The 25,372-nt window shown below is 73.1% G+C and carries 22 protein-coding genes; 14 read left to right on the forward strand and 8 right to left on the reverse strand.

Features of this window, described 5'->3' with window-relative positions; translation table 11 throughout:
- The first annotated feature begins 61 nt into the window (after nucleotides 1-61).
- The 8 genes from RQG84_RS08780 (at nucleotide 62) to RQG84_RS08815 (ending at nucleotide 8,318) form a co-directional block, all read left to right on the forward strand.
- The gene (locus tag RQG84_RS08780) at nucleotides 62-2,662 is read left to right on the forward strand and encodes a DEAD/DEAH box helicase family protein (RefSeq protein WP_311209730.1); all 2,601 of its coding nucleotides are present in this window, start codon (nucleotides 62-64) and stop codon (nucleotides 2,660-2,662) included.
- Between the two features lie 53 nt (nucleotides 2,663-2,715).
- A complete protein-coding gene (locus tag RQG84_RS08785) occupies nucleotides 2,716-3,210 on the forward strand; it encodes a general stress protein (protein WP_311209731.1) in 495 nt (164 codons plus the stop codon).
- Nucleotides 3,211-3,281: 71 nt separating this feature from the next.
- A complete protein-coding gene (locus RQG84_RS08790; protein WP_311209732.1) occupies nucleotides 3,282-4,325 on the forward strand; it encodes a MaoC family dehydratase in 1,044 nt (347 codons plus the stop codon).
- Entirely contained in the window at nucleotides 4,325-4,897 is a 573-nt protein-coding gene (locus tag RQG84_RS08795; RefSeq protein ID WP_311209940.1) for a histidine phosphatase family protein, read from the forward strand. Before RQG84_RS08790 ends, RQG84_RS08795 begins: the two co-directional genes overlap by 1 nt.
- 10 nt (nucleotides 4,898-4,907) lie before the next feature.
- Entirely contained in the window at nucleotides 4,908-5,732 is an 825-nt protein-coding gene (locus RQG84_RS08800; RefSeq protein WP_311209733.1) for a PHP domain-containing protein, read from the forward strand.
- A 433-nt stretch (nucleotides 5,733-6,165) separates the two neighbouring features.
- Nucleotides 6,166-6,861: a hypothetical protein gene (locus tag RQG84_RS08805; protein WP_311209734.1), complete on the forward strand. Its 696-nt coding sequence runs from the start codon at nucleotides 6,166-6,168 to the stop codon at nucleotides 6,859-6,861.
- Complete coding sequence (locus tag RQG84_RS08810) at nucleotides 6,858-7,616, forward strand: DUF4166 domain-containing protein (RefSeq protein WP_311209735.1); 759 nt, start codon at nucleotides 6,858-6,860, stop codon at nucleotides 7,614-7,616. Before RQG84_RS08805 ends, RQG84_RS08810 begins: the two co-directional genes overlap by 4 nt.
- A gap of 63 nt (nucleotides 7,617-7,679) precedes the next feature.
- Nucleotides 7,680-8,318 carry a TetR/AcrR family transcriptional regulator gene (locus tag RQG84_RS08815; protein ID WP_311209736.1) on the forward strand — a complete coding sequence of 213 codons (639 nt, stop codon included), beginning with the start codon at nucleotides 7,680-7,682 and terminating at the stop codon, nucleotides 8,316-8,318.
- 7 nt (nucleotides 8,319-8,325) lie between these two features.
- Here the strand turns inward: RQG84_RS08815 and RQG84_RS08820 are convergent, their stop codons facing one another.
- The 4 genes from RQG84_RS08820 to RQG84_RS08835 are packed head-to-tail and all read right to left on the reverse strand — an operon-like array spanning nucleotide 8,326 to nucleotide 11,253.
- On the reverse strand, nucleotides 8,326-9,042 hold the full coding sequence (locus RQG84_RS08820; RefSeq protein WP_311209737.1) for an FAD-binding oxidoreductase: 717 nt from the start codon (nucleotides 9,040-9,042) through the stop codon (nucleotides 8,326-8,328).
- Complete coding sequence (locus RQG84_RS08825) at nucleotides 9,039-9,659, reverse strand: sulfite oxidase-like oxidoreductase (protein WP_055966596.1); 621 nt, start codon at nucleotides 9,657-9,659, stop codon at nucleotides 9,039-9,041. The genes RQG84_RS08820 and RQG84_RS08825 overlap by 4 nt, the downstream gene beginning before the upstream one ends.
- Nucleotides 9,656-10,501 (reverse strand): alpha/beta hydrolase, encoded by an 846-nt coding sequence (locus RQG84_RS08830; RefSeq protein ID WP_311209738.1) that lies wholly within the window; start codon nucleotides 10,499-10,501, stop codon nucleotides 9,656-9,658. Before RQG84_RS08830 ends, RQG84_RS08825 begins: the two co-directional genes overlap by 4 nt.
- Nucleotides 10,498-11,253 carry an SDR family oxidoreductase gene (locus RQG84_RS08835; protein ID WP_311209739.1) on the reverse strand — a complete coding sequence of 252 codons (756 nt, stop codon included), beginning with the start codon at nucleotides 11,251-11,253 and terminating at the stop codon, nucleotides 10,498-10,500. The genes RQG84_RS08830 and RQG84_RS08835 overlap by 4 nt, the downstream gene beginning before the upstream one ends.
- A 74-nt stretch (nucleotides 11,254-11,327) precedes the next feature.
- On the opposite strand from RQG84_RS08835, the gene RQG84_RS08840 reads away from it, so the two are divergent.
- The gene (locus RQG84_RS08840) at nucleotides 11,328-12,077 is read left to right on the forward strand and encodes a ParA family protein (protein ID WP_055966605.1); all 750 of its coding nucleotides are present in this window, start codon (nucleotides 11,328-11,330) and stop codon (nucleotides 12,075-12,077) included.
- A 63-nt stretch (nucleotides 12,078-12,140) separates the two neighbouring features.
- On the opposite strand, the gene RQG84_RS08845 is transcribed toward RQG84_RS08840, so the two are convergent.
- On the reverse strand, nucleotides 12,141-13,703 hold the full coding sequence (locus RQG84_RS08845; RefSeq protein ID WP_396135264.1) for a DEAD/DEAH box helicase: 1,563 nt from the start codon (nucleotides 13,701-13,703) through the stop codon (nucleotides 12,141-12,143).
- 182 nt (nucleotides 13,704-13,885) lie between these two features.
- Here RQG84_RS08845 and RQG84_RS08850 point away from each other — a divergent pair, with 182 nt between their 5' ends.
- Nucleotides 13,886-14,614, forward strand: a complete 729-nt coding sequence (locus RQG84_RS08850; RefSeq protein WP_311209740.1) for a ferritin-like fold-containing protein — start codon at nucleotides 13,886-13,888, stop codon at nucleotides 14,612-14,614.
- A gap of 89 nt (nucleotides 14,615-14,703) precedes the next feature.
- Here the strand turns inward: RQG84_RS08850 and RQG84_RS08855 are convergent, their stop codons facing one another.
- The 3 genes from RQG84_RS08855 to RQG84_RS08865 all read right to left on the reverse strand — a co-directional run bounded on the left by RQG84_RS08855 (nucleotide 14,704) and on the right by RQG84_RS08865 (nucleotide 16,312).
- A complete protein-coding gene (locus tag RQG84_RS08855; RefSeq protein WP_311209741.1) occupies nucleotides 14,704-15,348 on the reverse strand; it encodes a DUF2461 domain-containing protein in 645 nt (214 codons plus the stop codon).
- A 16-nt stretch (nucleotides 15,349-15,364) separates the two neighbouring features.
- Nucleotides 15,365-15,604, reverse strand: coding sequence for a DUF3107 domain-containing protein (locus tag RQG84_RS08860; protein WP_055966615.1), 240 nt, complete (start codon nucleotides 15,602-15,604; stop codon nucleotides 15,365-15,367).
- A gap of 75 nt (nucleotides 15,605-15,679) precedes the next feature.
- Nucleotides 15,680-16,312: a TetR/AcrR family transcriptional regulator gene (locus RQG84_RS08865; protein ID WP_055966618.1), complete on the reverse strand. Its 633-nt coding sequence runs from the start codon at nucleotides 16,310-16,312 to the stop codon at nucleotides 15,680-15,682.
- Between the two features lie 181 nt (nucleotides 16,313-16,493).
- Here RQG84_RS08865 and moeZ point away from each other — a divergent pair, with 181 nt between their 5' ends.
- From moeZ to RQG84_RS08885, 4 genes are all read left to right on the forward strand, one after another.
- Nucleotides 16,494-17,666: an adenylyltransferase/sulfurtransferase MoeZ gene (gene moeZ, locus RQG84_RS08870; RefSeq protein WP_055966622.1), complete on the forward strand. Its 1,173-nt coding sequence runs from the start codon at nucleotides 16,494-16,496 to the stop codon at nucleotides 17,664-17,666.
- A gap of 942 nt (nucleotides 17,667-18,608) precedes the next feature.
- Nucleotides 18,609-18,920 (forward strand): MGMT family protein, encoded by a 312-nt coding sequence (locus RQG84_RS08875; protein ID WP_311209742.1) that lies wholly within the window; start codon nucleotides 18,609-18,611, stop codon nucleotides 18,918-18,920.
- Between the two features lie 31 nt (nucleotides 18,921-18,951).
- Nucleotides 18,952-22,227 (forward strand): ATP-dependent DNA helicase, encoded by a 3,276-nt coding sequence (locus RQG84_RS08880; RefSeq protein WP_311209743.1) that lies wholly within the window; start codon nucleotides 18,952-18,954, stop codon nucleotides 22,225-22,227.
- 2 nt (nucleotides 22,228-22,229) lie between these two features.
- Nucleotides 22,230-25,349, forward strand: a complete 3,120-nt coding sequence (locus RQG84_RS08885) for an ATP-dependent DNA helicase (RefSeq protein ID WP_311209942.1) — start codon at nucleotides 22,230-22,232, stop codon at nucleotides 25,347-25,349.
- Nucleotides 25,350-25,372 lie beyond the last annotated feature (23 nt).

The following is a 25,372-nucleotide window of genomic DNA, read 5'->3' on the forward strand; positions in this document are numbered from 1 at the left end:
GGGGCGGCCCGGCTCCTACGCTGGCAGACCGCGACCACCTTCCCGACCCGCAGAGGACGCCATGCCCGATCCCTTCGTCCTGCGGCGCTTCCAGGCCGAGGCCCTGGCCGCGGTGGAGCGGGCGCGAGTGGCCGGCCGACGTCGGTACTGGGTGTCGCTCCCGCCCGGGGCCGGCAAGACGGTCCTCGGCACCGAGCTGGTGGCGGCACGCCTCGCCGCGGAGGGGCGGCGGGCGGTCGTCCTCGCCCCCAACACCGCCATCCAGGCGCAGTGGATCGCCACCTGGGAGCGGTACGGACGAGGGCCCGCGAGTGCCGAGCGGGACCTGACGGCCGACGTCACGGTGCTCACCTACCAGTCGCTCGCCTCGTTCTCGCCCGACGAGGACGAGGACAAGGACGAGGACGGGGACGAGGGCAGCCTCGTCGACCGCCTGCACGACAACGGGCGGGCGCTCGTCGCCGCGCTGCGGGACGCCGGGCCGCTCACGGTGCTGCTCGACGAGTGCCACCACCTGCTCGAGGTGTGGGGAGCCCTGCTCCGCGAGGTCCTCGACCCCCTGGAGGACGTGCTCGTGCTCGGTCTCACGGCCACCCCGCCCGGCGTCCTGAGCCGTCGCCAGGCCGAGCAGGTCGACGAGCTGTTCGGTGACGTGGTCTACCAGGCGTCGATCCCTGCGGCCGTTCGCGAGGGTGTCCTCGCACCGTTCGCGGAGCTGGCCTGGTTGACCCGCCCCTCGGACGAGGAGGAGGCGTGGCTCGCGTCCTCGGCGACGAGGTTCGCCGAGCTGACCACCGAGCTGCTGAGCCCCGGGTACGGGTCCGTGCCCCTGCTGGTCTGGTTCGACCGGAGGATCGGGGAGCTCCCCGTCCCGTGGGCCACGTTCGAGCGCGACGAGCCCGAGCTGGCGACCTCGGTGCTGCGACTCGTCGCCGCCGGGCTGCTCGACCTTCCCGAGGGCGCGGTGCTGCGCGAGCAGCACCGCGCCGACCTGACGGCCGACGACTGGGCGCGGCTCGTCGACGACTGGGTGCGTGGCTGCCTGGCCCGCAGCGAGCTCGACCAGGACCGCTCGGTCATCGAGGACCTGCGCAAGGCGATGCCGGGGATCGGGTTCCGGGTCACGCGCCGCGGGGTGAGCGGGGCCGGGTCCGCGGTGGACCGCGTGCTGTCGCGCAGTGCCAACAAGATGCGCGCCGCGGCCGAGGTGCTGCTGGCCGAGCGGTCCGCCCTCGGCGACCGGCTGCGGGCCGTGGTGGTGTGCGACCACGAGCGCGCCTCGCCGACGTCGTCGCTCGTGCTGCGCGACGCGCCGGCCGAGCACGGTTCGGCGCTGGAGGTCATGGACGCCCTGCTCGACGCGGGGTTCGAGCCGGTGCTGCTCACCGGGCGCACCGTCGCGGCCGGCGCCGAGCACGCTCGCCGGCTGGTCGAGGTGCTCCGTGGGCTGGACCCGGGCCTCGACCTGGCCACGGAGCCGCTGCCCGGCCTCGAGGGCCGGTTCCACCGGCTGGTGGGCGCGTGGTCGAGCCGACGGTGGGTGCCGCTCGTGACCCGTGCCTTCCAGGCGGGGCACTGCGACGTGCTCGTGGGCACCCGAGCGTTGCTCGGCGAGGGGTGGGACGCACCCCGGGTCTCGACCCTCGTCGACCTGTCGACGGCGTCGACCACGTCGGCCGTGACGCAGACCCGGGGCCGCGCCCTGCGCGTCGACCCGACGTGGCCCGACAAGGTCGCCACGACGTGGAGCGTGGTCTGCGTGGCACCCGACCACCCCGGTGGCGACTCCGACTGGCGCCGCTTCGTCCGCAAGCACGACGGCTACTTCGGCGTGGACGACGACGGCCAGGTGGTCTCCGGGGTCGCCCACGTGGATGCGCGGTTCTCGCCGTTCGCGCCGCCGGAGACCGACCTCTTCCCGGTGGTCACGCTCGACATGGCCCAGCGGACGGCCGAGCGCGACGTGATCCGCGCACGCTGGCGGGTGGGGGAGGCGTACCGCGACGAGGTGCGGCGAGCCATCCGGGTCCGGGAGGAGGGTCCGTCGAGGGAGGCCGAGCCACCGCGGACCGTGGAGGCCCCCACGCCGCCCTGGGCGCGGATGGGCGAGGCAGGCGTCGCCGGGACCGGTCGGTCGGTGCGGTGGTCGCCGTGGGACGCGGCGCGGGAGGCGTCTCGTGACCCCGGGCTGGCCGCCCATGCGTGGGTGGTGGCCGACGCCATGGCGGCCGCCGGGCTCGGCGGCCCCGGCGCGGTCGGGGTGCGGGCCGTGGTCGATGCCACGGGCACCTACCGGTTCGAGCTCGACGCGGACGCGTCGACGTCGTCGCTGTTCGTCGACCTGGTCGAGGAGCTCCTGGGACCGGTCGTCGCCCCACGGTGGCTCGTTGCGCGGCACCAGGCACCCTCGCCGACCGTCGGAGCCGGCTGGCGGGTGCTGCTCGGGCGGGTCAGTCCCGTCGCCCGGACCTGGTTCGGGGTCCCCGCCGAGCTCGGCCGCAACGCCGGACGTCGGCGAGCGTTCGAGCAGGCCTGGGCGCGGTGGTTCGGCCCGTCGACCGTGGTCGCGGCCGGCTCGGACGTCGGCACGGCCGCCCTGGTGTCGGCGTACGGCACCACGCCGCTCGACGTGGTGACGTTGCTGCGCTCGAGCTGGTCGTGACCACCGGACGGCGACCACGGGGCGCGCGGTGGGCCGCGGCCTAGACTGACCGCATGCCTCCCGTGAACCAGGGACTCTTCTCGCTCGAGTTCCCCCAGTCGCTCGGCGTCTACGACGACTACGCCACCGCCCAGAAGGTCGTCGACCACCTCTCCGACAAGGAGTTCCCGGTCCAGAACCTGCTCGTGGTCGGCACCGACCTCAAGCAGGTCGAGCGGGTGACCGGGCGGTTGACGACCAGCCGCGTCGCCGGCGCTGGAGCGGCCTCCGGCGGTTGGCTGGGTGTGCTCGTGGGCCTCCTGCTCGGCATCTTCAGCGAGGAGAGCACGTGGCTGCAGACCGTCGTCGGCGGTCTCGGCATCGGGATCGTCTTCGGCGTCGTGTGGGCCCTGCTCGGCTACGCGGCCACTCGGGGCCGGCGCGACTTCAGCTCGGTCAGCAGCGTCGTCGCCACCAAGTACGAGGTGATGGTCGAGCACAAGCACCGGGCCGAGGCGCAGGAGCTCATCGCCGACCTCCCGGGTGCCCGCCCCAACCCGTTCGTCTGACCCCCCCGCGGCACGAGCGCCGCGACGTCCCACGTCTCGTCGAGGCCGACGGGACGCGAACCAGGAGAGCCATGACCAAGACCAACCCCGGCAACTTCTTCGAGGACTTCAGCGTCGGGCAGGTGATCGAGCACGCCACCCCGCGGACGATCACCGACGGCGACCGCGCCCTCTACGGTGCGATCTACCCGACGCGGTTCGCGATCCCGTCGTCGGCGGAGTTCGCCGCCTCGGTCGGCCTGGCGCCGCACCCGGTCGAGGACCTCGTCGCCTTCCACGTGGCCTTCGGCAAGACGGTTCCCGACGTCTCGCTCAACGCCGTGGCGAACCTCGGGTACGCCGAGTGCCGGTTCCACCGGCCCGTGGTCACCGGCGACACGCTGCGGACCAGCTCCGAGGTCATCGGCCTCAAGCAGAACTCCAACGGTCGCACCGGTGTCGTCTACGTGCGGTCCACGGCCACCAACCAGCGGGGAGAGGTCGCGCTCGACTGGGTGCGCTGGGTCATGGTGCACAAGCGGGACGCGGACGCGCCGGCCCCCGAGACGGTGGTCCCCGCCGTGGCCGACGCCGTCGCCCCCGACGACCTGGTGCTCCCGGCCGGTCTCGACCTCACGCACTACGACACGTCGGCCGCCGGCGAGCCGCACCGCTTCGACGACTACACGGTGGGCGAGACGATCGACCACGTCGACGGCGTGACCTTGAGCGAGTCCGAGCACATGATGGCCACGCGCCTGTGGCAGAACACCGCCAAGGTCCACTTCAACACCGAGGCCCGCCCCGACGGCAAGCGCCTCGTCTACGGCGGACACGTGATCTCGATGGCCCGTGCGCTGTCGTTCAACGGGCTCGCCAACGCGCAGCTGGTGGCGGCGATCAACGCCGGCTCCCACGTGGCCCCGGCGTTCGCCGGTGACACCGTGTACGCGTGGTCGGAGGTGCTCGACAAGGCCACGCCCGCCGCCTGGGAGGGGACGGGTGTCGGAGCCCTCCGCCTGCGCCTGGTGGCCACGAAGGGCCGCGACGAGAGCACCACCCTGCGCGGCGAGGACGGGAAGTACGCCGACGGCGTGCTGCTCGACCTCGACCTGTGGGTCCTGGTCCCGCGCTGATGGGCGCCACGCTGTTCCTCGTCCGGCACGGCGAGACCGAGTGGAGCGCCGTCGGCAAGCACACGGGAACGACGGACCTGCCGCTCACCCCTGCAGGCGAGGCCACGGCACGAGCCCTGGCCCCGGTCCTGGCGGACGAGCACTTCGACCTCGTGCTCACGAGCCCTCGTCTGCGGGCGCGCCGCACGGCAGCGCTCGCCGGGTTCGGCGAGGCAACGGTCGAGGGTGACCTGGCGGAGTGGGACTACGGCGACTACGAGGGGCTGACGACGCCGCAGATCCGCGAGCAGGTGCCGGGCTGGACCATCTGGAGCCACCCCGTGCCGGGCGGGGAGAGCGCCGAGGACGTGGCTGGGCGCCTCGACCGCGTGGTGGCGCGGGTGCGGGCCACCGAGGGGCGTGCGCTGGTCTTCGCCCACGGGCACAGCCTGCGGGTGCTCGCCGCACGCTGGCTGGGCCTGCCGGTGCCGGACGGCCGGATCTTCGACCTCGACACCGCCACCTACTCCGTGCTGGGCGACGACCGGGGCCAGCCGGTGGTCCAGCGCTGGAACGTCACGGCCACGCCCTAGTCTGGCCATCGTGAGGATCGATCTCCACACCCACTCCCACCGCTCGGACGGCACGGACTCGCCCACGGAGCTGGTGCGGAACGCCGCGCAGGCCGGGCTCGACGTCGTCGCGCTGACCGACCACGACGCGACCACCGGATGGCAGGAGGCGCTCGCGGCCGCCGACGGTCTCGACGTCGTCGTGGTCCCCGGCATCGAGATCTCCACGACGTTCCAGGGCGAGAGCGTGCACCTGCTCGGCTACGGCTTCGACCCGGACCACCCCCCGCTGGTGGAGGAGCTGCACCGGGTGCTCGACGGCCGCGACCAGAGGCTCCCGCGGATCCTGGCCAGGCTGGCCGAGCACGGCATCGAGATCACCGAGGCCGACGTCGCGCTGCAGTCGGGGTCGGCTGCGGCCTCGGGGCGTCCCCACGTGGCCGACGCGATGGTCGCCAAGGGCTACATCGGCCACCGCGACGAGGCCTTCCAGGGTTGGCTGAACAGTCGCGGGAAGGCGTACGTCGGGCGCTACGCCGCGCCGCTGCTCGAGACGATCGGGCTGCTGAAGGCGGCCGGCGGCAGGGCCGTGGTGGCGCACCCGTGGTCGCGGGGGAGTGACCGGGTGCTCACGTCGGCGGCGTTCGAGGAGCTCGCCGCGGCGGGCCTGGACGGCATCGAGGCCGACCACGTCGACCACGACGAGTGGTCGCGTCGCGGTCTGCGCGACATCGCCAGGGGTCTCGACCTCGTGGTCACCGGATCCAGCGACTACCACGGCACGGGCAAGAGCTCGGCCTTCCACCTCGGCGCCAACCTCACCGATCCCGCGGAGTACGAGCGCCTGCTCGGCTGATTCCCGGCCTGTGGGTGCGTCGGTTCGGCTAGGTCTCGTCCTGCTGGTGCGTCGGCGCGGGTGGGACTGGGCCTGCGCTCCGAAAGGGCCTCGACCGGCGGAGGGGTCCTGGGTCGGCCGGGCGCGCGGGGCTGGGGCGGGGTCGGGGCAGGGATTCTCCCTTCTCGTGGACCGTTCCACGAGAAGGGAGAATCTCTGCCCGTCCCGCGTGACCTGCGACCCGCGAGCTCGGCCGAGCCCGGCGGCCCGCTCCGGTCGAGGCCCTTTCGGAGGCCGGCTCCTCTCGGGGTTGCGGCAACGCAGCAGCGAGCACGCGAACCCGCCGCCGAGCCTGGACAGCGCACGGGCAGACGCAGCATCAACAACTACTTGAGCATCCGCTCAAAATGTGTCATCGTGCTCTTGAGCGACTGCTCAAGACCCAGGAGGAACGATGATCCCACCCCGCACTCCACGCCACGGCATCCATGTGGCCGTGGTGACCCGCTCCGCCGTCGACCGCCTGTGGGCGCTCACGCAGGACCCGGCGCAGCACTCGCGGTGGGACGTGCGCTTCGGCCGCATCGAGCCGACGGTGCCGGGCGAGTTCAGCTATCGGCGGTTCGGGGTCCGCGGCACCGGGACGCACGCGGGGGAGCGACGCTCCGCCGACGGTGGCGCGACGTCGGCCCTCACCTTCGCGTGCCCGAACCCGCTGTCGCCGATCGTGGTCGGGTCCGGCTACTGGCGGTACCGCCCGCTGCTCGGGGACCACGGACCCGCCGGCACGTCGTTCGAGACCGGCTACGACTACCGGGCGCGCGGCGGCGGCGTCGACCGCGTCTTCCGCCCCCTCATGGCCTGGGGCACGGCATGGTCCTTCGACAGGCTGCGGCTCTGGGCCGATCGCGGGATCGCACCCGAGGTCTCGGTGGCCGTCGCGCTGCTCGACGCCGGCGCCCGCCTCGCCCTGGTGACGCTCGTCGGCCTCCTGGGCCTGTCCTTCGGAGCCGTGCCCGCCCTCGCCGCCACTCTGGTCGGCGGTGCGCTCGCCTGGACCGCTCCGCCGCTGCCGTGGCGACCGTCCGCCCGCCGCACGACCTGGTCCTGGCACCTGGCCACGACCCGGACCGAGGAGGTCCTCGCATGACCGTCACCCAGCTCCGGCCCGTCGCCGACACCCCGGCGCCGGCGACCAGCCCGGACGTCTCGATCTTCGCCCGCGCCATGGGCTCGGACTTCCACCGGCTGCACCCGCGCATGCAGGAGCGGTTCGGCGTGAACGCGACCGACCGACGGGCGTGCGTGGGGCGCGGCGTCATGGACGAGGTGTGGCGCGGACGGCCGGTCGTGGCCCCGTTCCTGCGCCTCGGAGCCCGTCGGAACCTGCTCTTCCCCGAGACCGGCCGCGGCATCCCCTTCACGATCGAGAACTACCCCTACCTCGACGACCACGGTCGCGAGACGGTCACGTTCGTCCGCACGTTCGAGGTGGCACCGGGGCGGCGTCGCCGCTTCGACGCCACGATGGTGCTCGACTCCTCGCGGGGCCCGGGGCGCGACGTCGTCGTCGACTACCTCGGGACCCACCAGCACGTCGCGGCCGACCTCGACCTCTCGGTCGACGACACCGTCCCGGGAGGGGGCGGTCTGCGCATCGAGAGCTCGGCGATGCGGCTGCACGAGGGCCCGGTGAGCCTGCGGATGCACCCGCTCGTGTGCGGACGCGCGGTCGTGCGTGAGCACTGGGACGAGAGCGAGCAGTGCTACCGCATCCGGGTGGAGGTGCACCACGACGTGGTCGGTCCGGTGTTCGGCTACCACGGCCGCTTCACGACCACGTTCGTCGACGCCTCGACCGTCCCGGCTGCCGTGCGTCCGTACCGCGAGCAGACCCGGGTGTGAACCGTCGCCGAGGGCGCGCGGCGCGGCGCCGACTCGGGCGTCGCTCGCCGATAGGCTCGTGACGTGAGCGACGACCCCCGCACGCTGCAGACGCGTCGACGCCTCGTCGACGCCACGATGCAGACGATCCGTGAGCAGGGGATCGCGAAGCTGTCGGCGCGCACGATCGCGACGACCGGCGGGGTCAACCAGGCGCTCGTGTTCTACCACTTCGGCACCGTCGACGGGCTCGTCGCCGAGGCGTGCCGGGTCACGACCGCCGAGCGGGTCGACCGCTACCGCGACGCGTTGGCCACGGTGACCAGCTTCGGCGCGCTCCTCGACGTCGCCGACCGCGTCCGGGCCGACGAGCGCGAGGCGGGCAACGTCGCGGTGCTGGCGCAGGTGCTCGCCGCCTCGCACGGCAACCCGGCGCTCGCGGCAGCGGCCGGCGAGGCCATCGGAATGTGGTCGGCCGCCGTCCGACCCGCGCTGCAGCGCCTGCTCGAGACGTCGCCCGTCGGCGAGCTCTTCGACGCCGACGTGCTCACCGATCTCGCGTCGTCGGCGTTCGTCGGCATCGAGCTGATGGAGCCGACGCGGACGGTCGACGCCTCGACGGTCGAGGACCCCCTCGCGCGCTTGCGTCCCGTGGCCGAGCTGCTCGACGGGCTCGGCCCGATCGCCCGACGCGCCGTCCGCAGCGTCCTGCGCGGTCGCTAGGAGCTGCTCAGCCCGTCTCGCCGAACTGCTCGACGCGGATCGCGTCGGCGGGGAAGGCCTGCTCCTGCAGCAGACGGGTCGCATAGCCGACGAAGCCGACGGACCCGCACACGTACGCCGCCTCGACGCCGTCGAGCAGAGGAGCCACCTCGTCCGGGTACGGGGGAGCTGCGACGCGCGACCCCAGGTTCTCCCGCGTGAGCGCCACGAACGCCCCCGAGGCGCGGAGCTCGTCGGCGTAGGGCAGCACGGCGAGGGACTTCGCCACCACGACGACCCGCAGCGCCTCCGCAGCACCGGTGCCGATCGCGTGGCGCAGCATCGAGACCATCGGCACCACCCCGGAGCCGCCCGCGAACGCCAGGGCCGGCGTGGAGCCGTCCCACGTGAACCAGCGGCCGATCGGTCCCCGCACCTCGAACGTGTCGCCCACGCGCACGTCGTCGTGCAGGAAGCCCGAGACCTCGCCGTCGTCCATCCGCTCGACCATGAGCTCCACGAGCGGGTCACCCGGCGCCGCGGCCGTCGAGTAGCTCCGCTGCGCGGTGTAGCCGTCCTCGGCGCGCAGGCGCACGACGTAGTGCTGCCCGGCGCGATGAGAGGCCGGCTCCGGCAGCTCCAGGCGCAGCCGGACGAAGCCCTGGGTCGGATGGTCCACCGTGCGCACGGTCGCCAGCTGCCAGCCGGTCACGTCGCCCGGCACCGAGGGTGTCGCGGCCGTCACGGGTCGCCCTGGTAGCGCTGCTCGCGCCACGGGTCGCCACGGTCGTGGTAGCCGCCGCGCTCCCAGAAGCCCGGCTCGTCGTGGTCGAGCAGCTCGAGGCGGGTCAGCCACTTGGCGGACTTCCAGAAGTACAGGTGCGGGACGAGCAGCCGCACCGGTCCGCCGTGCTCCGGGGTGAGAGGAGAGCCGTCTGCGTCCCAGACCACCCAGGCGCGGTCCGCGCGCACGTCGTCGAGCGGGAGGTTCGTCGTGTAGCCGGTGCGCGAGTGCGCCACCACGTGCGTGGCGCCGGTGGCGACCCCGCACACGTCGAGGAGAGTCTCGACGCTCACCCCGGTGAACGGGGTGTCGAAGCGCGACCAGGTCGTCACGCAGTGGATGTCGACCGTCGTCGTCGCGTGCGGCAGGGCCCGTAGTGCGGCCCAGTCCCACGTGTGCGACTCCAGCACGGCTCCGTCGACCGTGAGCTCCCAGCGGTCCCGGTCGACGGCGGGGGTCGGCTCGGCCGAGAGCACCGGCCACAGCCGCCCGGTGTCGTACTGCCCGGGAGGGAGGCGGTCGGACTGCGCGGGGCGCCGGCGTCCCACGAATCCACGCGTGACGGGCTCGTCGGTCATGACGTCTCCTCCAGGAAGGGCAGCCACGCGGCCGCCAGGCCGACGGGGTTCTCGACGGCGGGGGAGTGGTCGGCACCGGCCACCACGTGGACGGTGGTGCCGAGCCGGGCTGCCATGTCGTCCTGCACAGCATGCGGCCACGCGTCGTCGCCCGCACCACGACCCACCCACACCGGCAGACCGGTGGCGGCCACGTCGGCGACGCGGTCCGGGGCGTCGACCAGGTGCTGGGTGAATGCCCGCAGACCGGTTCGGGAGTTCCGCTCGAAGCGGTCGAGGAGGAACGCCTCGACGGCCGGCGGGTTCACGCCCAGCGCGGGGCCCTTCAGCGCACGGAACACCTCGGCCATCGTGGCCGGGCCGTCCAGCTCGGCCACGAGACGCTCGAGGGGACGTCCGGGCGTCGATCCCAGCGCGGCGGGTCCGGTGCACAGCAGGCTCAGGCTCGTCCAGGCGCCCACGTGGTCCACCGCGGCGGTCTGCGCCACCAGGCCGCCGAAGGAGTGGCCCAGCAGGTGCGACGGGCCGGACGAGACCTCGGCGGCGAGCGCCGCTGCGTCGGTGGCCAGGCCCGCGAGGCTGAAGTCGTCCGCCTCGTCGGCCACGGTCTCGTACTGACCTCGCTGGTCGTACGCCGTCGCGTCGAACCCGGCGTCGGCCAGCAGCGGCAGCATCGGCGTGAAGTCCTCCTTGCTGCCGGTCCACCCCGGGACCATCAGCACGTGGCCCCGCGCGCCGCCGCCGTCGGCTCGGACCCGGTGCACGGCGACCTCCCCGCGTGCGGTGCGGACGACGGACGCCTCGACCCCCGGCGGGAGCTCCAGCGTGCGGGGCGTGCTCATCGACCGCGCTTGGCGATCCGGGCGACGATCGAGGTGGGGGCGTACCGCGAGATCGTGGCGAGCACCTTGTAGCGCAGGCTCGGGACCGACAGCGACTTGCCCTTGTCGAGGTCCGACAGCGCCGCCTTCACGAGCTTGTCGGCGTTGAGCCACATCCACCGCGGGACGCCCGAGACGTCCATGTTCGCCCGCTGGTGGAACTCGGTGCGCACGAAGCCCGGGCACAGGGCCATGACGCGGACCCCGGCGTCGGCGTACTGCCAGTCGGCCCAGCGCGACAGGTTGACCAGCCAGACCTTGTGGGCCGAGTAGGTGCCGCGTGGCGTGAACGCGGCCACGCTCGAGACGTTGACGATCCTGCCCCGGCCCCGCCCGGCCATGGCCTTGATGGCCACGTCCATGAGGTGCATGGGGGCGCGCACGAGCAGGTCGAGCTGACGGTCCTCGTCGGCGATGTCGGTGGTGCCGAACCAGCCGGGCAGCGAGGCACCGGCGTTGTTGACCAGCAGGTCCACGGGCGAGGTGCTGCTGGCGAGCGCGTCCTCGGCCGCGGAGAGGCCCTCGGGCGTGGTCAGGTCGGCCACGACGACGTCGGCCCGGACCCCGTGCTTCGTGCGGACCTCGGCGGCCACCTGCTCGAGCCGGTCGCCGTCGCGGGCGAGCAGCACGACGTCGTGGCCGCGAGCGGCGAGGGCACGGGTGAAGGCGAGGCCGATGCCTGCGGTGGCACCGGTGACGAGGGCTCGGGTCATACCGTCAGCATGCCACGTGACCACGGGTCAGGACGCTGGGGTCGCAGGGCCCCGACGGGTGGCATGATGACCCCGTGACGACGACGATCTCCGTGGTGAACCAGAAGGGTGGCGTCGGCAAGACGACCACCGTGGCATCGCTGGGCGCGGCGTTCGCCGAGCTCGGCAAACGAGTCCTCCTCGTCGACCTCGACCCGCAGGGCGGACTCACGTTCTCCCTCGGCATCGACCCCGAGGACCTCGACGTGACCGTCGGCGAGGTGCTCCTGGGCAAGGCCAAGCCGGCCGACGCCATCGTGGTCACCGAGGACGGCATGCACCTGCTTCCCAGCAACGTCACGGTGACGCAGGCCGAGGAGGCCCTGGTGAGCCGGACCGGCCGCGAGCAGCGGCTGCGGGTGGCGCTCGACAAGGTCGCCGACGACTACGACCTCGTCGTCATCGACTGCCCGCCCACCCTCGGCGTGCTCACGGTGGGCGCGCTGTCGGCGTCGCAGAAGGTCGTCATCCCGCTGCAGGCCGAGACCCTCTCGCACCGCGGCGTGCTGCAGCTGCTCGACACCGTCCACGACGTCAAGCAGTTCATCAACTCCGAGCTCGAGGTCGCCGGCGTGCTGCCCACGATGTTCGACGGCCGCACCAACCACGCCCGTGCCGTGCTCGCCTCCATCGAGGAGCAGTTCGAGCTGCCCGTGCTGAGCCCGCCGATCCCGAAGTCGATCCGGTTCGCCGAGGCCCCGGCCATCGGGCGGTCGATCCTCAGCGTGCACACGAACCACAAGGGAGCCGAGGCCTACCGCGAGGTGGCCAAGAGCCTGCTCTGACCGCTCGAGAACGCCGAAGGGGCCCCACGCCGTGCGTGGGGCCCCTTCGCGTCGGGTCGTGCGTCAGTCGGACGAGCGCGGCGCGGAGGCCGTCGCCTCGGTGCCGCCCTGGGCGCCGGAGCCCTGACCCTCGACGCGCTGGCCGCTGCGGGTGCGACGACGGCGACGGTTGCGGCTCGCGCCGCCCTCCTTGCCCTCGCCACCCTGGCCGGTGTCGCCGGAGGCCGGGGCGTTCTGCACCGGTCGATCCTGGGCCGGACGGTTCTGGCCGGAACCGTTCTGCTGGCGATCGTCGGAGCGGCGGCGGTCCGAGCCGCGGTTGCGGTCCCCGCCCTGGCTGCGTCCACCCTGGCCGCGACCGCCCTGGCCGCCGCGACCACGGTCGCCGTCCTTGCGGGGCTCCTTGGGCGACGGCGGCTTGAGCCGGCCCTTGACCGACCGGTCGATGCCCAGGTCGTGGAACAGGTGGTCCGACGTGGAGTACGTCTCCTGGGGCTCGGCGAACGGCAGGTCCAGCTCGGCGTTGATCAGCTTCCAGCGCGACAGGTCGGCCCAGTCGACGAAGGTGACGGCGATGCCCGAGGCGCCGGCGCGACCCGTGCGCCCGATGCGGTGCACGTACGTCTTGTGGTCCTCGGGGCAGTTGTAGTTGATGACGTGGCTGATGTTGGCCACGTCGATGCCGCGCGCGGCGACGTCGGTGGCCACGAGCACGTCGACCTTGTGGTCGCGGAAGCCCTGCAGCGCCTTCTCGCGCGCGCCTTGCGCCATGTCGCCGTGCAGCGGCGAGGCGGGGAAGCCGCGGTCGATCAGGTCGTCCGCCACGCGCTGGGCGGTGCGCTTGGTGCGCGTGAAGATGATGACTCGCTGGACGTCGTCGGCCTGCAGGATGCGGGCGATGACCTCGGCCTTGTCGAGCTCGTGCGCCTGCCAGACGAACTGCGCCGTGGCCGGGACCGTGTCGTTCTCCTCCGGCGACTCCGCCCGGATGTTCATCGGGTGGCGCATGTGCTTGCGCGCCAGCGACACGATGGCGCCCGGCATGGTCGCCGAGAACAGCATCGTCTGGCGGGTCTCGGGGGTCTTGGCCAGGATCGACTCGACGTCGGGCAGGAAGCCGAGGTCGAGCATCTCGTCGGCCTCGTCGAGCACGAGCGACTTGACGTGCGAGAGGTCGAGCGCGCCACGGTTGGCGAGGTCGAGGATGCGGCCGGGCGTGCCGACGACGATGTCGACGCCCTTCTCGAGCGCGTCGAGCTGGCCCTCGTAGGGGACGCCACCGTAGATGGTGATGTTGCGGGTACCGCGCTTGTCCGAGGCCGTCTTGAAGTCGTTGGCGACCTGGAGCGCGAGCTCTCGCGTCGGGGCCACGACCAGGGCCTGGGGCTTGCCGGGGGCGGCCAGCTGGTCGTAGTCGGCGTCGTGCGGCGCGACGGTGCGCTGGATGACCGGGATGGCGAACGCCAACGTCTTGCCGGTGCCGGTACGGGCCTGACCGATGAGGTCGGTGCCCATGAGGGCCACGGAGAGGGTCATCTCCTGGATGGGGAACGGGCTGCTGATGCCGACCGCGTCGAGCGCGTCGGCGATCTCGGGCATGACGCCCAGATCGGTGAACGTGGTCACAGGTACTCGTCTTCGTGAGGGAACAGAGAGGGATCTCGATACGTGTCGTGTGTCGGCGACGACGGTGCGTCCGAGACCTCACGACGGAGATACGGCCCCAAGGGCACGGCCAGTCTACCCGTCTCGGCCCCTGCGGCGGCACACAGGCGGCGGCGGGTCCCCAGCGCGCTACGCTGCGGCGCATGGCGAAGAACGCGAAGTCAGGCCGCTCGGGCCCCCCTCCGGAGGCCCCCGCGCCCTCGGCCCTGGACGATCCGGAGTACCGCCGCGGCGTCGTGGAGCTGCTCGGCGTGCTGGCCTTCGGCGAGCTGAGCGCGTGCGAGCGACTCGTCGCCGACGCCCAGATGGCGCCCGACCTGAGCAGCAAGGTCGAGGTGGCCACGATGGCCGCGGCGGAGTTCGACCACTTCGAGGTCCTGCGCGACCGCCTCGTCGAGATGGGCGAGGACCCGTTCGCCGCCATGGAGCCCTTCGAGGCCACCTTCGGTGACTTCCACCGCAAGACGCGTCCGGCCGACTTCGTCGAGGGCCTCGTGAAGGCCTACGTCGGCGACGGGCTCGCAGCCGACTTCTACCGCGAGATCGCCGCCTACCTCGACCCGGTGACCCGCGAGATCGTGGTCGACACCCTCAGCGGCACCGGCCACTCGGAGTTCGTCGTCGACCAGGTGCGCGCCGCGATCGAGGCCGACCCCCGGGTCGGCGGCCGCCTCGCGCTCTGGGGACGTCGGCTCATGGGGGAGGCCCTGCGCCAGGCCCAGACGCTCGTCGCCGAGCGCGACGCGCTGAGTGCCGTGCTCGTCGGCGGCATCGAGACGCCCGGGCTGGACCTCACCGCGATCTCGCGCATGTTCACCCGGATCACCGAGGCGCACACCGAACGCATGGCGCGCCTCGGCCTGGCCGCCTGAGCTGGTCCGCGCTCGTTCGGGGCAGGGGATGGGCCGAGCGCGGGGGACGCATGGCGCGCCTCGGCCTGGCCGCCTGAGCGGACACCTGCTCAGCCGCGGACGTGGGTGAGCACCCAGTCCAGGAACGTCCGTCCGGTGCGCCAGTCCTCGCGCACGCGCTCGAGCAGCTCGGCGGTGTGCACGTACGGCTCGAAGCCGTGGTCGCGCCCGAGCGTGAGCGTGCGGTGGCGCAGCAGGTCGATGCGCGGGTGGTCGGCCGACCAGCCGCGCGGCGCGGTCTTGACGGCGTCGCCGCCGACCGTCCAGCCCCGGCCCTCCAGTCGCGCGACGATGTGCTGGAGCCCGGTCCCGAAGGTCTCGTGGTCGACGGCCTCGCGGAACGAGGCGAGCCGGGCGGGCGTGGCGTGGTAGAACCCGACGCCGGTGCGCACGCCCGGTGCACCCACCTGCACGTAGTAGCCCGTGGCGGGGGCCACGGGCACGAACGCACCCTGGTGCGTCTTGTAGGGAGTCTTGTCGTTCGAGAACCGCACGTCGCGGAACGGGCGGAAGATCTTCGCGCTCTCGCCGTCAGGGACGAACTCGTCGGCCAGCTGGGCCATGAGCGCGACCATCGGCTGCTTGACCGCCGCGTCGTAGACGTGGCGGTGCTCCTCCCAGAACGCCTTCGTGTTGTCGACCTCGAGGTCGTCGTAGAAGTCGAGCGCCGCGACGGGGAAGCCTTCGAAGCTCATGCGCGCCCCCGGTCCGTCAGGTGGTCTCCTGCGTGACCGCACCGAAGCCGACCTTGCGGCCGGTGTCGGCGGTGAAGTACAGGTAGGCGACCTTGTCGGCGGGGACCGCGACGGTGCGGTCCTTCTCGTCGGTGAGGCTGAAGACCGTCTCGTCCTTCAGGGCGGTGTCGAGCTTGGCGAGCACCGACTCGGGTGCCTCGTCGGTCTCGACGGACAGCTCGCGGGCGGCGTTCTGCACGCCGATCTTGACCTCCATGGTCGGTCCTCTCGTGATGTCTGGTGTGGTGCGGGTGGTGCCGGACGAGCTGTGGCCCGGTCGGGCCGTGCCTCGTCAGGCGGGGTCGTTGGTCTCGCGGGGGAAGCCGCCGATGCCGCGCCAGGCGAGCCCGGCGACGAGCCGCACGGCGTCCTCCTGCGACAGCGCCGACGACTCCGAGAGCCAGTTGCGGGCGCCGACGTGGCCCATGCCCACGAGGCTGACGGCCAGCAGGTACGCGGCCTCCTGCGGCAGGCCGGTGTCCTCGCGGATGACCTCGGCGATCGCGACTGCCGACTCGCGCACGACCCGGTCGACCTGCTCGCGGACGTCGGGGTCGTTGGTGAGGTCGGACTCGAACACGAGCCGGAACGCGGCACCCTGGTCGGCGACGTACTGGTACCAGAGCTCCATCGTGGCCTCGACGCGACGACGGTTGTCCTGCGTGGAGGCGAGCGCCTGCTTGACCTCGTCGACGACCTCGTCGCACGAGCTCTCGAGCAGGGCCAGGTAGAGGTCGAGCTTGCCGGGGAAGTGCTGGTACACGACCGGCTTGGACACTCCGGCACGCTCGGCGATCTCGTCCATCGACGCGGCGTGGTACCCCTGCTCGACGAAGACCTCGAGGGCGACCTCCAGGAGCTGGGCGCGTCGGGCGCGTCGCGGCAGTCGGCCGGCGCGCGGACGCAGGGTGGGGGTCTCGCTCACCCGGTCAGCCTAGTGCCCCGTGCCACGCGGGCCCGTCGGGGCGCTCCGCGCGTCGCCGCGACGACGGCGCGTCCCAGGGGGCGGACGGCACCCTGCGGTCGACGTCGGCGGGGGAACAATGGAGGACACGCCCGGCGTTGAGCCGGGAGTACCCCCATCACCGTCCCTGCGAGGAGCAGCCGTGGTCGCCCCCATCGTGGAACCCGCCGACGAACTCACCATCGACGAGGTCCGCCGCTACAGCCGGCACCTGATCATCCCCGACGTCGGGATGGACGGGCAGAAGCGGCTCAAGAACGCCAAGGTGCTGGTCATCGGCGCCGGCGGCCTCGGCAGCCCTGCCCTGCTCTACCTGGCCGCTGCCGGCGTCGGCACGCTCGGCATCATCGACGACGACGTGGTCGACGAGTCGAACCTGCAGCGTCAGGTGATCCACGGCCAGTCCGACATCGACCGGCCCAAGGCCGTGAGTGCCGCGGAGTCGGTGGCGGAGGTCAACCCGTACGTGAAGACCGTCGTGCACCAGGAGCGGCTCGACACCGACAACGTGCTCGACATCTTCGCCCAGTACGACCTGATCGTCGACGGCACCGACAACTTCGCCACGCGCTACCTGGTCAACGACGCCGCGGTCATCCTCGGCAAGCCCTACGTGTGGGGCTCGATCTACCGCTTCGAGGGCCAGGTGTCGGTGTTCTGGGCCCAGGAGGGTCCGCAGTACCGCGACCTCTACCCCGAGCCGCCGCCGCCGGGCATGGTCCCGTCGTGCGCCGAGGGCGGAGTGCTCGGAGTCCTGTGCGCGTCGATCGGTTCGATCATGGTCACCGAGGCCATCAAGCTGATCACCGGCATCGGCGACCCGCTCATCGGTCGTCTCATGGTCTACGACGCGCTCGAGATGCGGTACACGACGCTCAAGGTCCAGCGCGACCCGAACGGCGTGCTGCCCACCGAGCTGCTCAGCGACTACGAGGCGTTCTGCGGTGCGATCAGTGACGAGGCGGCCGATGCGGCAGCGGACTCGACGATCTCCGTGGGCACGCTCGACGGCTGGCTGAAGGAGCGTGCCGACGGTGGCCGCGACTTCGTGCTCGTCGACGTGCGCGAGCCGGTCGAGCGCGACATCAACCACATCCCGGGCTCGGTCCTCATCCCGAAGGGCGACTTCCTCAACGGCAAGGCGTTCTCCGAGCTGCCCGACGACAAGCAGGTCGTGCTCCACTGCAAGTCGGGCGTGCGGTCGGCCGAGGCGCTCGCCGTGCTGAAGGGCGCCGGCTACAAGGACGCCGTGCACGTCGGCGGCGGCGTCGTGGCCTGGGTCAACCAGATCGACCCGAGCCAGCCGACGTACTGATCTGCTGGACCCGTGGCGAAGCCGCGGGGTGGGCGCCTTCGGGTGCTCGCCTCGCGGCTTCGTCGCGTCGGGGGGCTCGACGCCGGCGTCGGGTAGGTGCGGGCGGCTTCGAGTGGGTCCGGTGCTGCGCTGCTGGGGCTTCGCGTGGCGTCGGTGCTGCGCTGCTGGGGCTTCGCGTGGCGTCGGTGCTGCGCTTCCACGGCTCCGAGTGGAGTCGGTCTCCGAGAGGGCTGCGGCCGGCGCGGTGGGACTGGGCTCGGGTGGGTCCGCGGGGCGGGGCTGGGTTCTCGCTCGCTGCTGCGTCGCTGTGGTTCCGAGTCGGGGCGGCTCCGAGAGGGCCTGACCGGGCGGGGGTCTGGGCTCGGGTGGGTCCGCGGGACGCGGCTGGGTTCTCGCTCGCTGCTGCGTCGCTGTGGCTCCACGTCGGGTCGGTCTCCGAAAGGGCCTCGACCGGAGCGGGGGACTGGGCTCGGCTGGATCTGCGGGGCGCGGCCACGATTCTCCATCTGCGCGGGATCCACGCAAGATTCTGCCTTCGCGCGCAGAAGCCCGAACGATGCTGCGTTTGCTACGGGATCCCGTAGCAAACGCAGCATCCTTCGGCCCCTGACGCACGAACGCAGAATCTTGCGTCACCCGAGCCACGCTCCGAGAGCCCACCCGACCCCGAACGCTCCCGCCGGTCGAGGCCCTTTCGGAGCGCAGGTCGACTCGCAGCCACAGCGACGCAGCCACACGTCCAGACCCACCCGGAGCGACGCAGCAGCAACCGAAGGCCCACCTCGAGCGACGCAGCCGCAGGTCGGGGCCCAGCCGCACCGACACAGCCGCACCGACACAGCCGCACGTCGAGCCCCAGCCGCACCGAAGCAGCCGCACCGACGCAGCCGCACCGACGCAGCCCCAGGCCGACGGTGGCCGGACGTCGGCGATGATCGACCCATGGACGAGGCCTACGTCGAACGCGTGCTGAGCCTGGTGGAGCGGATCCCGCCCGGCCGGGTGCTGCCGTACGGGCGCGTCGCGGAGCTGCTCGCGGGCGGCTACGGGCCGCGCTACGTCGGACGGATCATGTCGGCGCACGGCCACGCCGTCTGCTGGTGGCGGGTCCCGCGCGCCGACGGCACCATGGTGCCGCCGCTCATGATCGAGGCGCAGGCGCACTGGGCCGACGAGGGGACGCCCGTGCGCAACGGCCGGGTGCACATGGCCGAGGCGCTCTGGACCGACGTCGATCCGGAGGGCACGGTCTGAGCGTGTCGGTGGTCTCTGCTCAGATGGTGGTGTGACCACGACCGAGTACCGCCTGCAGCGCCCCGGGGGTCCGGCATCGGCAGGTCCCGCCGTGGTGCTCGACCCCAGCCAGCAGGCCGTGCTCGACCACGTCGCCACGACCGGTGGGCCGCTCCAGGTGCTCGCCGGCCCCGGCAGCGGCAAGACCACGACACTGGTCGAGCTCGTGGCCCAGCGCGTGGAGTCCGGGGCGGTCCGCGCCGACGAGGTGCTCGTCCTCACGTTCAGCCGCGCCGCCGCGCAGGAGATCCGAGCCCGCATCGGGCGCCGGCTGGCCCGCACCACCTCCGCCACCTCGGCCATGACCTTCCACGCGTTCTGCTACGCCCTCGTGCGGGCCGAGCAGGACCTCGAGGAGTTCCGTCGGCCGGTCACCCTGCTCAGCGCGCCCGAGCACGACGCCCGGCTGGCCGAGCTGCTCGACGGCACCGACCCCGAGAGCTGGCCGGTCCCGCTGCGCCAGGCGCTGCGCACGCGCGGCATGAGCACCGAGCTCCAGCGCCTGTTCGCCGCGGCGCGGGCCCAGGGACTCGACGCGGTCGACCTGCACGACATCGGCAGTGCGGCGGGCCGACCCGACTGGGTGGCGGCGTCGCTGTTCTTCGACGAGGTCACGGGTGTGGCCGCTCTCGAGGGCACCATCGACCACACCGACCTCGTGCACCACGCGGTCCGCCTGCTGGGCGACCCGGAGTGCCGCGACCGGTGGCGGCGTCGGCTCCGGCTCGTGGTGGTCGACGAGTTCCAGGACACCGACCCCCTGCAGGTCGAGCTGCTCCGGCGCCTGGCCGGAGACGGTCGCGACCTCGTGGTGGTCGGCGACCCGTACCAGTCCATCTACGGCTTCCGTGGGGCCGACGTGCGCGGCACGCTCGACTTCGGGGAGCGGTTCGCCACCGTCCGCGGGCCGGCCCCGGCGCTCACCTTGGCTCGCACCAACCGCTACGGCGCGGCGATCGCCGACGCCGTCAGGTCGGTCGTCGAGAACCGTGGGGTGTTCGGAGCGCTCGACGCCGACCGCTTCGAGGCCCTGCGGTCGCCGGCCACCGACCCGTCGCGCACGGGTGAGGTGCAGGTGCGCACCTTCACGTCGGCCACGGCCGAGGCCGAGCACGTGGCGCTGCTGCTGCGCGAGGCCCACCTGGCGGCCGAGCCGCCGGTGCCGTGGGAGCGCATGGCCGTCCTGGTGCGGTCGGCCCCCCACCTCGACCGGCTGCACCGGGCGCTCAGCGCCGCAGGCGTCCCCGTCGACGTGGCGGGCGACGAGCTCCCGCTGGCCGTGGAGCCGGCGGTCCGTGCCCTGCTGGCCGGCCTGCACGCCGCCCAGGCCCTCATCGACCACGACGCCCTCGACCCCGAGGCCGCCACGGCGCTGCTCACCGGACCTCTCGGCGGTCTCGACGCTGCCGCGCTGCGTCGGCTCGGTCGGGTGCTGCGCACCGACGACACCGCCCGCAACGGCTCGCCCCGTGCGTCGCGGGTGCTGCTCGCCGAGGCGCTGGCCGACCCCCACCTGCTCGACACGCTGGTGGTCGAGGGCCCGGCGGCGTCGGCCGTCGACGCCGCCCGTCGCGTGGCCCGGCTGCTGGCCTCTGCCGTCGCCCTCGTGCGCGGCGGCGCCTCCGCCGAGGAGGTGCTGTGGGAGCTGTGGGACGGCACGTCGTGGCCGGCCCGCCTGCGCGCCGAGGCCGAGGGCGGTGGCGACGGTGCGGCGCGTGCGCACCACGACCTCGACGCGCTGTGCGCCCTGTTCGCCGAGGCGGCCCGTGCCGAGGAGCGCCAGGCGCACCGCGGTGTCCGCGAGGTCGTGCGCGCCCTCGAGGCCCAGCAGATCCCCGCCGGGACGCTCACCGGGGCGACCGACCTCGTGTCGGGGGTCCAGCTCATGACCGCGCACCGTTCCAAAGGCCTGGAGTGGGACCTCGTGGTCGTCGCCGGGGTGCAGGACGGCGAGTGGCCCGACACCCGGTTGCGCAGCAGCCTGCTGCAGCCCGACCGCCTGACCCGCGATGGCCTCGGACCGTACCCGTCGGTGCGTGAGGCGGTGGCCGAGGAGCGCCGCCTGTTCTACGTGGCGTGCAGTCGCGCGCGCGAGCACCTCGTTGTCACGGCGGTCGCCAGCGGCTCCGACGAGGGCGACCAGCCCTCGCGCTTCGTCGGCGAGCTGCACGCGCACCTGTCGGCAGCCGACGACCCGAGCGCTCGCCCGGCCCCGCGGACCCTTCCGCCGGCCGAGCACCGGCCGCGCCGAGCACTGTCGCTGCGGTCGGCCGTGGCCGAGCTGCGCCGCATCGGCGAGCACACCCGTGACCCCGAAGAGCGTCGACGCGTGGCCGAGCAGCTGGCCCGGCTGTCCACCCACCCGGCCGGTCGCTCGGCGCACCCGTCCGCCTGGTGGGGCCTGGCCGAGCGCACCGAGTCCGATGCGCCGTGGCGTCCCGACGACCAACCCCTGCGGCTCTCGGGCAGCCAGGTCTCGGCCCTCATGCAGTGCCCGTTGCGGTGGTTCCTCGACCACGAGGCCCACGGCGCGCAGGCCACCACGAGTGCGCAGGGCTTCGGCTCCATCGTGCACGCCATCGCCGCCGACGTCGTGCGTTCGGGCCGCGAGCCCGACGCCGACGAGCTCGCCACCCACCTCGACGACGTCTGGGCCCAGCTCGACCTCCCGCCGTGGATCAGCGACCGTGAACGCGGCGAGGCGGTGCAGGCGCTAGGCCGCTTCGTCCAGTGGCACCGCGACAACCCGCGCGACGTGCTGGCGGCGGAGCATCCGTTCGAGGTCGAGATCGAGGTCGAGGGGCGCGCCGTGGCGCTCAAGGGCTCGATGGACCGCGTCGAGAGGTCCGCCGACGGGGTCCACGTCGTCGACCTCAAGACCGGCAAGGGCTCGCCGTCGCGCGACGAGCTCGCCGAGCACCCCCAGCTGGGCCTGTACCAGCTGGTCGTCCAGCACGGCGCCACCCGCGACCTGGCCGGCGACGCGCCACCCGCCGGGGCCGAGCTGGTCCAGCTGCGCCAGGAGAGCCGGGGCGCCACCAAGGTCCAGCAGCAGGTTCCCCCACCCGCTGACGCCCCGTTCTTCGCCGTGGAGCAGCTGCGTCGCAGTGTCCACACGCTCGTCCACGAGGAAGTCGCCGCCACCGAGGCCACCGGTGGCTGCGGGTACTGCCAGTTCACCCGGGTCTGTCCCGCCCACGACGCCGGCGCGTCGATCCTGGTCCGCGAGCACCGGCACGCTGCCGCCGAGGAGGGGGAGTCGTCGTGACCATGCTCGTCCGCGACATCGACCACCTGCGCGAGCTCACCGGCATCCCGTTCTCGCAGCCCCAGGCCGACGCCATCACCGCCGGGCTCGACCGTCCGGGCGCGATCATCGCCGGCGCCGGGTCGGGCAAGACCACCGTCATGGCGGCGCGCGTGCTGTGGCTCGTGGGTCACGTCGGCATCGCGCCCGAGCGGATCCTCGGGCTCACCTTCACCAACAAGGCGGCCGCAGAGCTGGGGCAGCGCATCCGGGCCGACCTGGAGCACCTGCCGCACGACCCGCAGCAGCCCTGGGCCGACGCCACCGCGTCGACCTACCACGCCTTCGCCGGCTCACTCATCGCCGAGCACGGCCTCCGCCTGGGTGTCGAGCCCGACCTGCGGGTCGTCACCGACGCCTCGCGCTTCCAACGGGCGGCACGCGTGGTCAGCACCTACGACCGACCGCTCCAGAGGGTGAGCACGCACCTGCCCACGCTCGTCCAGGACGTCATGTCCCTCGACGCCCAGCTCTCGGAGCACCTCGTGGATCCGGCCGAGCTGCGCGACCACGACGCGGCCGTCATCGCCGAGTACGAGGCCGTCGGCAAGCCGGCCCTGCTCCGCGACGCGGCCGTGGCGGCGCAGAAGCGCACCGAGCTGAGCCTCCTGGTCGAGGCGTACCGAGCCGCCAAGGCCGACGACGGGGTCATGGACTTCTCCGACCAGATGGCCTGGGGCGCGCAGCTGGCCGCGCTGCCCGAGGTGGGCCAGGCGCTGCGCGAGCGCTACGACGTCGTGCTGCTCGACGAGTACCAGGACACCTCGGTCGCGCAGCGCGACCTGCTCACGGCGCTCTTCGCGGGCCTGCCCGTCACCGCCGTGGGCGATCCCGCGCAGGGCATCTACGGCTGGCGGGGTGCTGCGGCCGGCAACCTCGAGGAGTTCCTGGACGACTTCCCGGCGGCCGACGGGTCGCGAGGACGGCAGTTCTCCCTCGTCGAGACCCGACGCTGCCCGCCGGAGGTGATCGACGCGGCGAACCACCTCGCCGCCCCCTTCTACGCCACGTCGTCGGTCGTCCAGCCGCTCACGTCGGCCGCGACGACGACCGGTCGGGTCGACGTCGCGCTGCACCGCACCGTCGACGACGAGATCGCCGCCATGGTCACCGAGATCGTCGCCGAGCACGAGGGTGGCCGGGCCTGGAGCGACATCGCGGTGCTGGTCCGCGTCGGCCGCGAGAACGGCGAGATCGTCAAGGCGTTGCGCGACGCACACGTCCCGTTCGAGATCGTGGGCCTCTCCGGCCTGCTGGCCCAGCCCGAGGTGCTCGACGTGCTGTCGCTGCTGGAGGTCGTCGACGACGTCACCGCCAACCCCGCCCTCCTGCGCCTGCTCACCGGGCCGCGCTGGAACATCGGTCCGCGCGACCTCGCCCTGCTCGGCCGCCGCGCCGCCTCGCTGAGCGGGCGCACCCTGGGTCGCGACGACGACAGCACCCTCGCGCAGGAGCTCGCCCGGGCGGTCGAGGGCACCGACCCCACCGAGGTGGTGGCGCTGGCCGAGGCCCTCGACGACCCGGGCGACCTGCCGTACGACCCGCGTGCGCGCCACCGGTTCGTCGACCTCGCGCGCGTGGTCCACCGGGTCAGGTCCCACGTGGGGGAGCCGCTGCTCGACCTGGCGCGCCGCGCCGTGCGTGCCCTCGACCTCGACATCGAGCTCGAGGCGGGAGAGGTCGAGGGTGCCTCCGACAACCTGGCCACCTTCCTCGACGCGGTGGCCGACTACGCCGCGAGCGACCGCTACGCCTCGCTGACCGGACTCGTGGCCTACCTCCAGGCAGAGAACGAGTTCAACGAGGGCATGGACGTCACGACCCCCTCGGAGTCCGACTCCGTCAAGCTGCTCACGATCCACCGGGCGAAGGGCCTGGAGTGGGGCGCGGTGTTCGTGCCGCTCGTGAGCGACGGGGTGTTCCCCTCGGGACGGGGTCGGTCCAGCTGGCTGACCAACGGCTCGGTCCTGCCGTACCCGCTGCGCGGCGACGCAGGCTCGCTCGCTCCGCTGGCGGAGTGGACCCCGGCCGCGGGCAAGGAGTTCGATGCGCGACGCAAGGCCGACTCCCTCGGGGAGGAGCTCCGGCTCGGCTACGTGGCGTACACGCGCGCCAAGCAGCGGGTCGTCGTGAGCGGTCACTGGTGGGGGCGCACGCAGAAGAAGCCGCGCGGACCGTCGGACTTCCTGGTGCGCACCCGCGACCACCTGGCCGGCCTCGGGGTCGAGCCGCTGGTCTGGGCCGATCCGCCCCCCGACGACGAGACCAACCCCCACCTCGTGCTGTCCGACGGCATCGCCTGGCCGGTGGAACCGCCACCGGTCGACGGCCGTCGCGCGCTGGCCCGCGAGGTGGAGGTGGTGCTGGCCTCGTCCACCGAGCCGACGGCAGAGCTTCCCGTCCCGGGCGATCGGGTGGCCGAGCTGTCCCAGGAGATCGACCTGCTCCTGGCCGAGGCCGACGCGGCCGCCTCGGCGGAGCGGCCGGTGCCACTGCCGCCCACGCTCTCGGCCACCGCCGTGCTGGCCCTGGCCGACGACGAGTCGGCGTTCGCGCGCTCGCTCGCACGGCCCATGCCTCGCCGTCCGTCGGCCGCCGCACGCTTCGGCACCCGGTTCCACGCGTGGATCGAGGCCCACTACGGCCAGCAGCCGCTGCTCGACCCCGCCGACCTGCCCGGACAGGGCGACGTCGAGATCAGCGACGACGCCGAGCTCGACGAGGTCATCGCGCTGTTCGAGGCCGGACCGTTCGGCCAGCGCACGCCGCACACGGTCGAGGCGCCCTTCTCGTTGCTGCTCGGCGGTCAGCAGGTGGTGGGGCGGATCGACGCGGTGTTCTCGACGTCGACCCCTGAGGGACCCGGCTTCGAGGTCGTGGACTGGAAGACCAACCGGCGGGCCGACGCCGACCCGCTCCAGCTCAGCCTCTACCGGTTGGCGTGGGCCGAGCTGCACGACGTCGATCCGGCGCGCGTGTCCGGGGCGTTCTACTACGTGCGACTCGGTGAGGTCGTGCGGTTCGCGCCCGAGGAGCTGCTCGACCGCGCTGCGCTCGAGAGGCTCCTCGCGCCTGGCGCGTGAGCCGCCGAGCCGACCCCACCTAG

This window comes from Aeromicrobium sp. WCS2018Hpa-31, from assembly GCF_031843905.1.
Taxonomy (GTDB): domain Bacteria; phylum Actinomycetota; class Actinomycetes; order Propionibacteriales; family Nocardioidaceae; genus Aeromicrobium.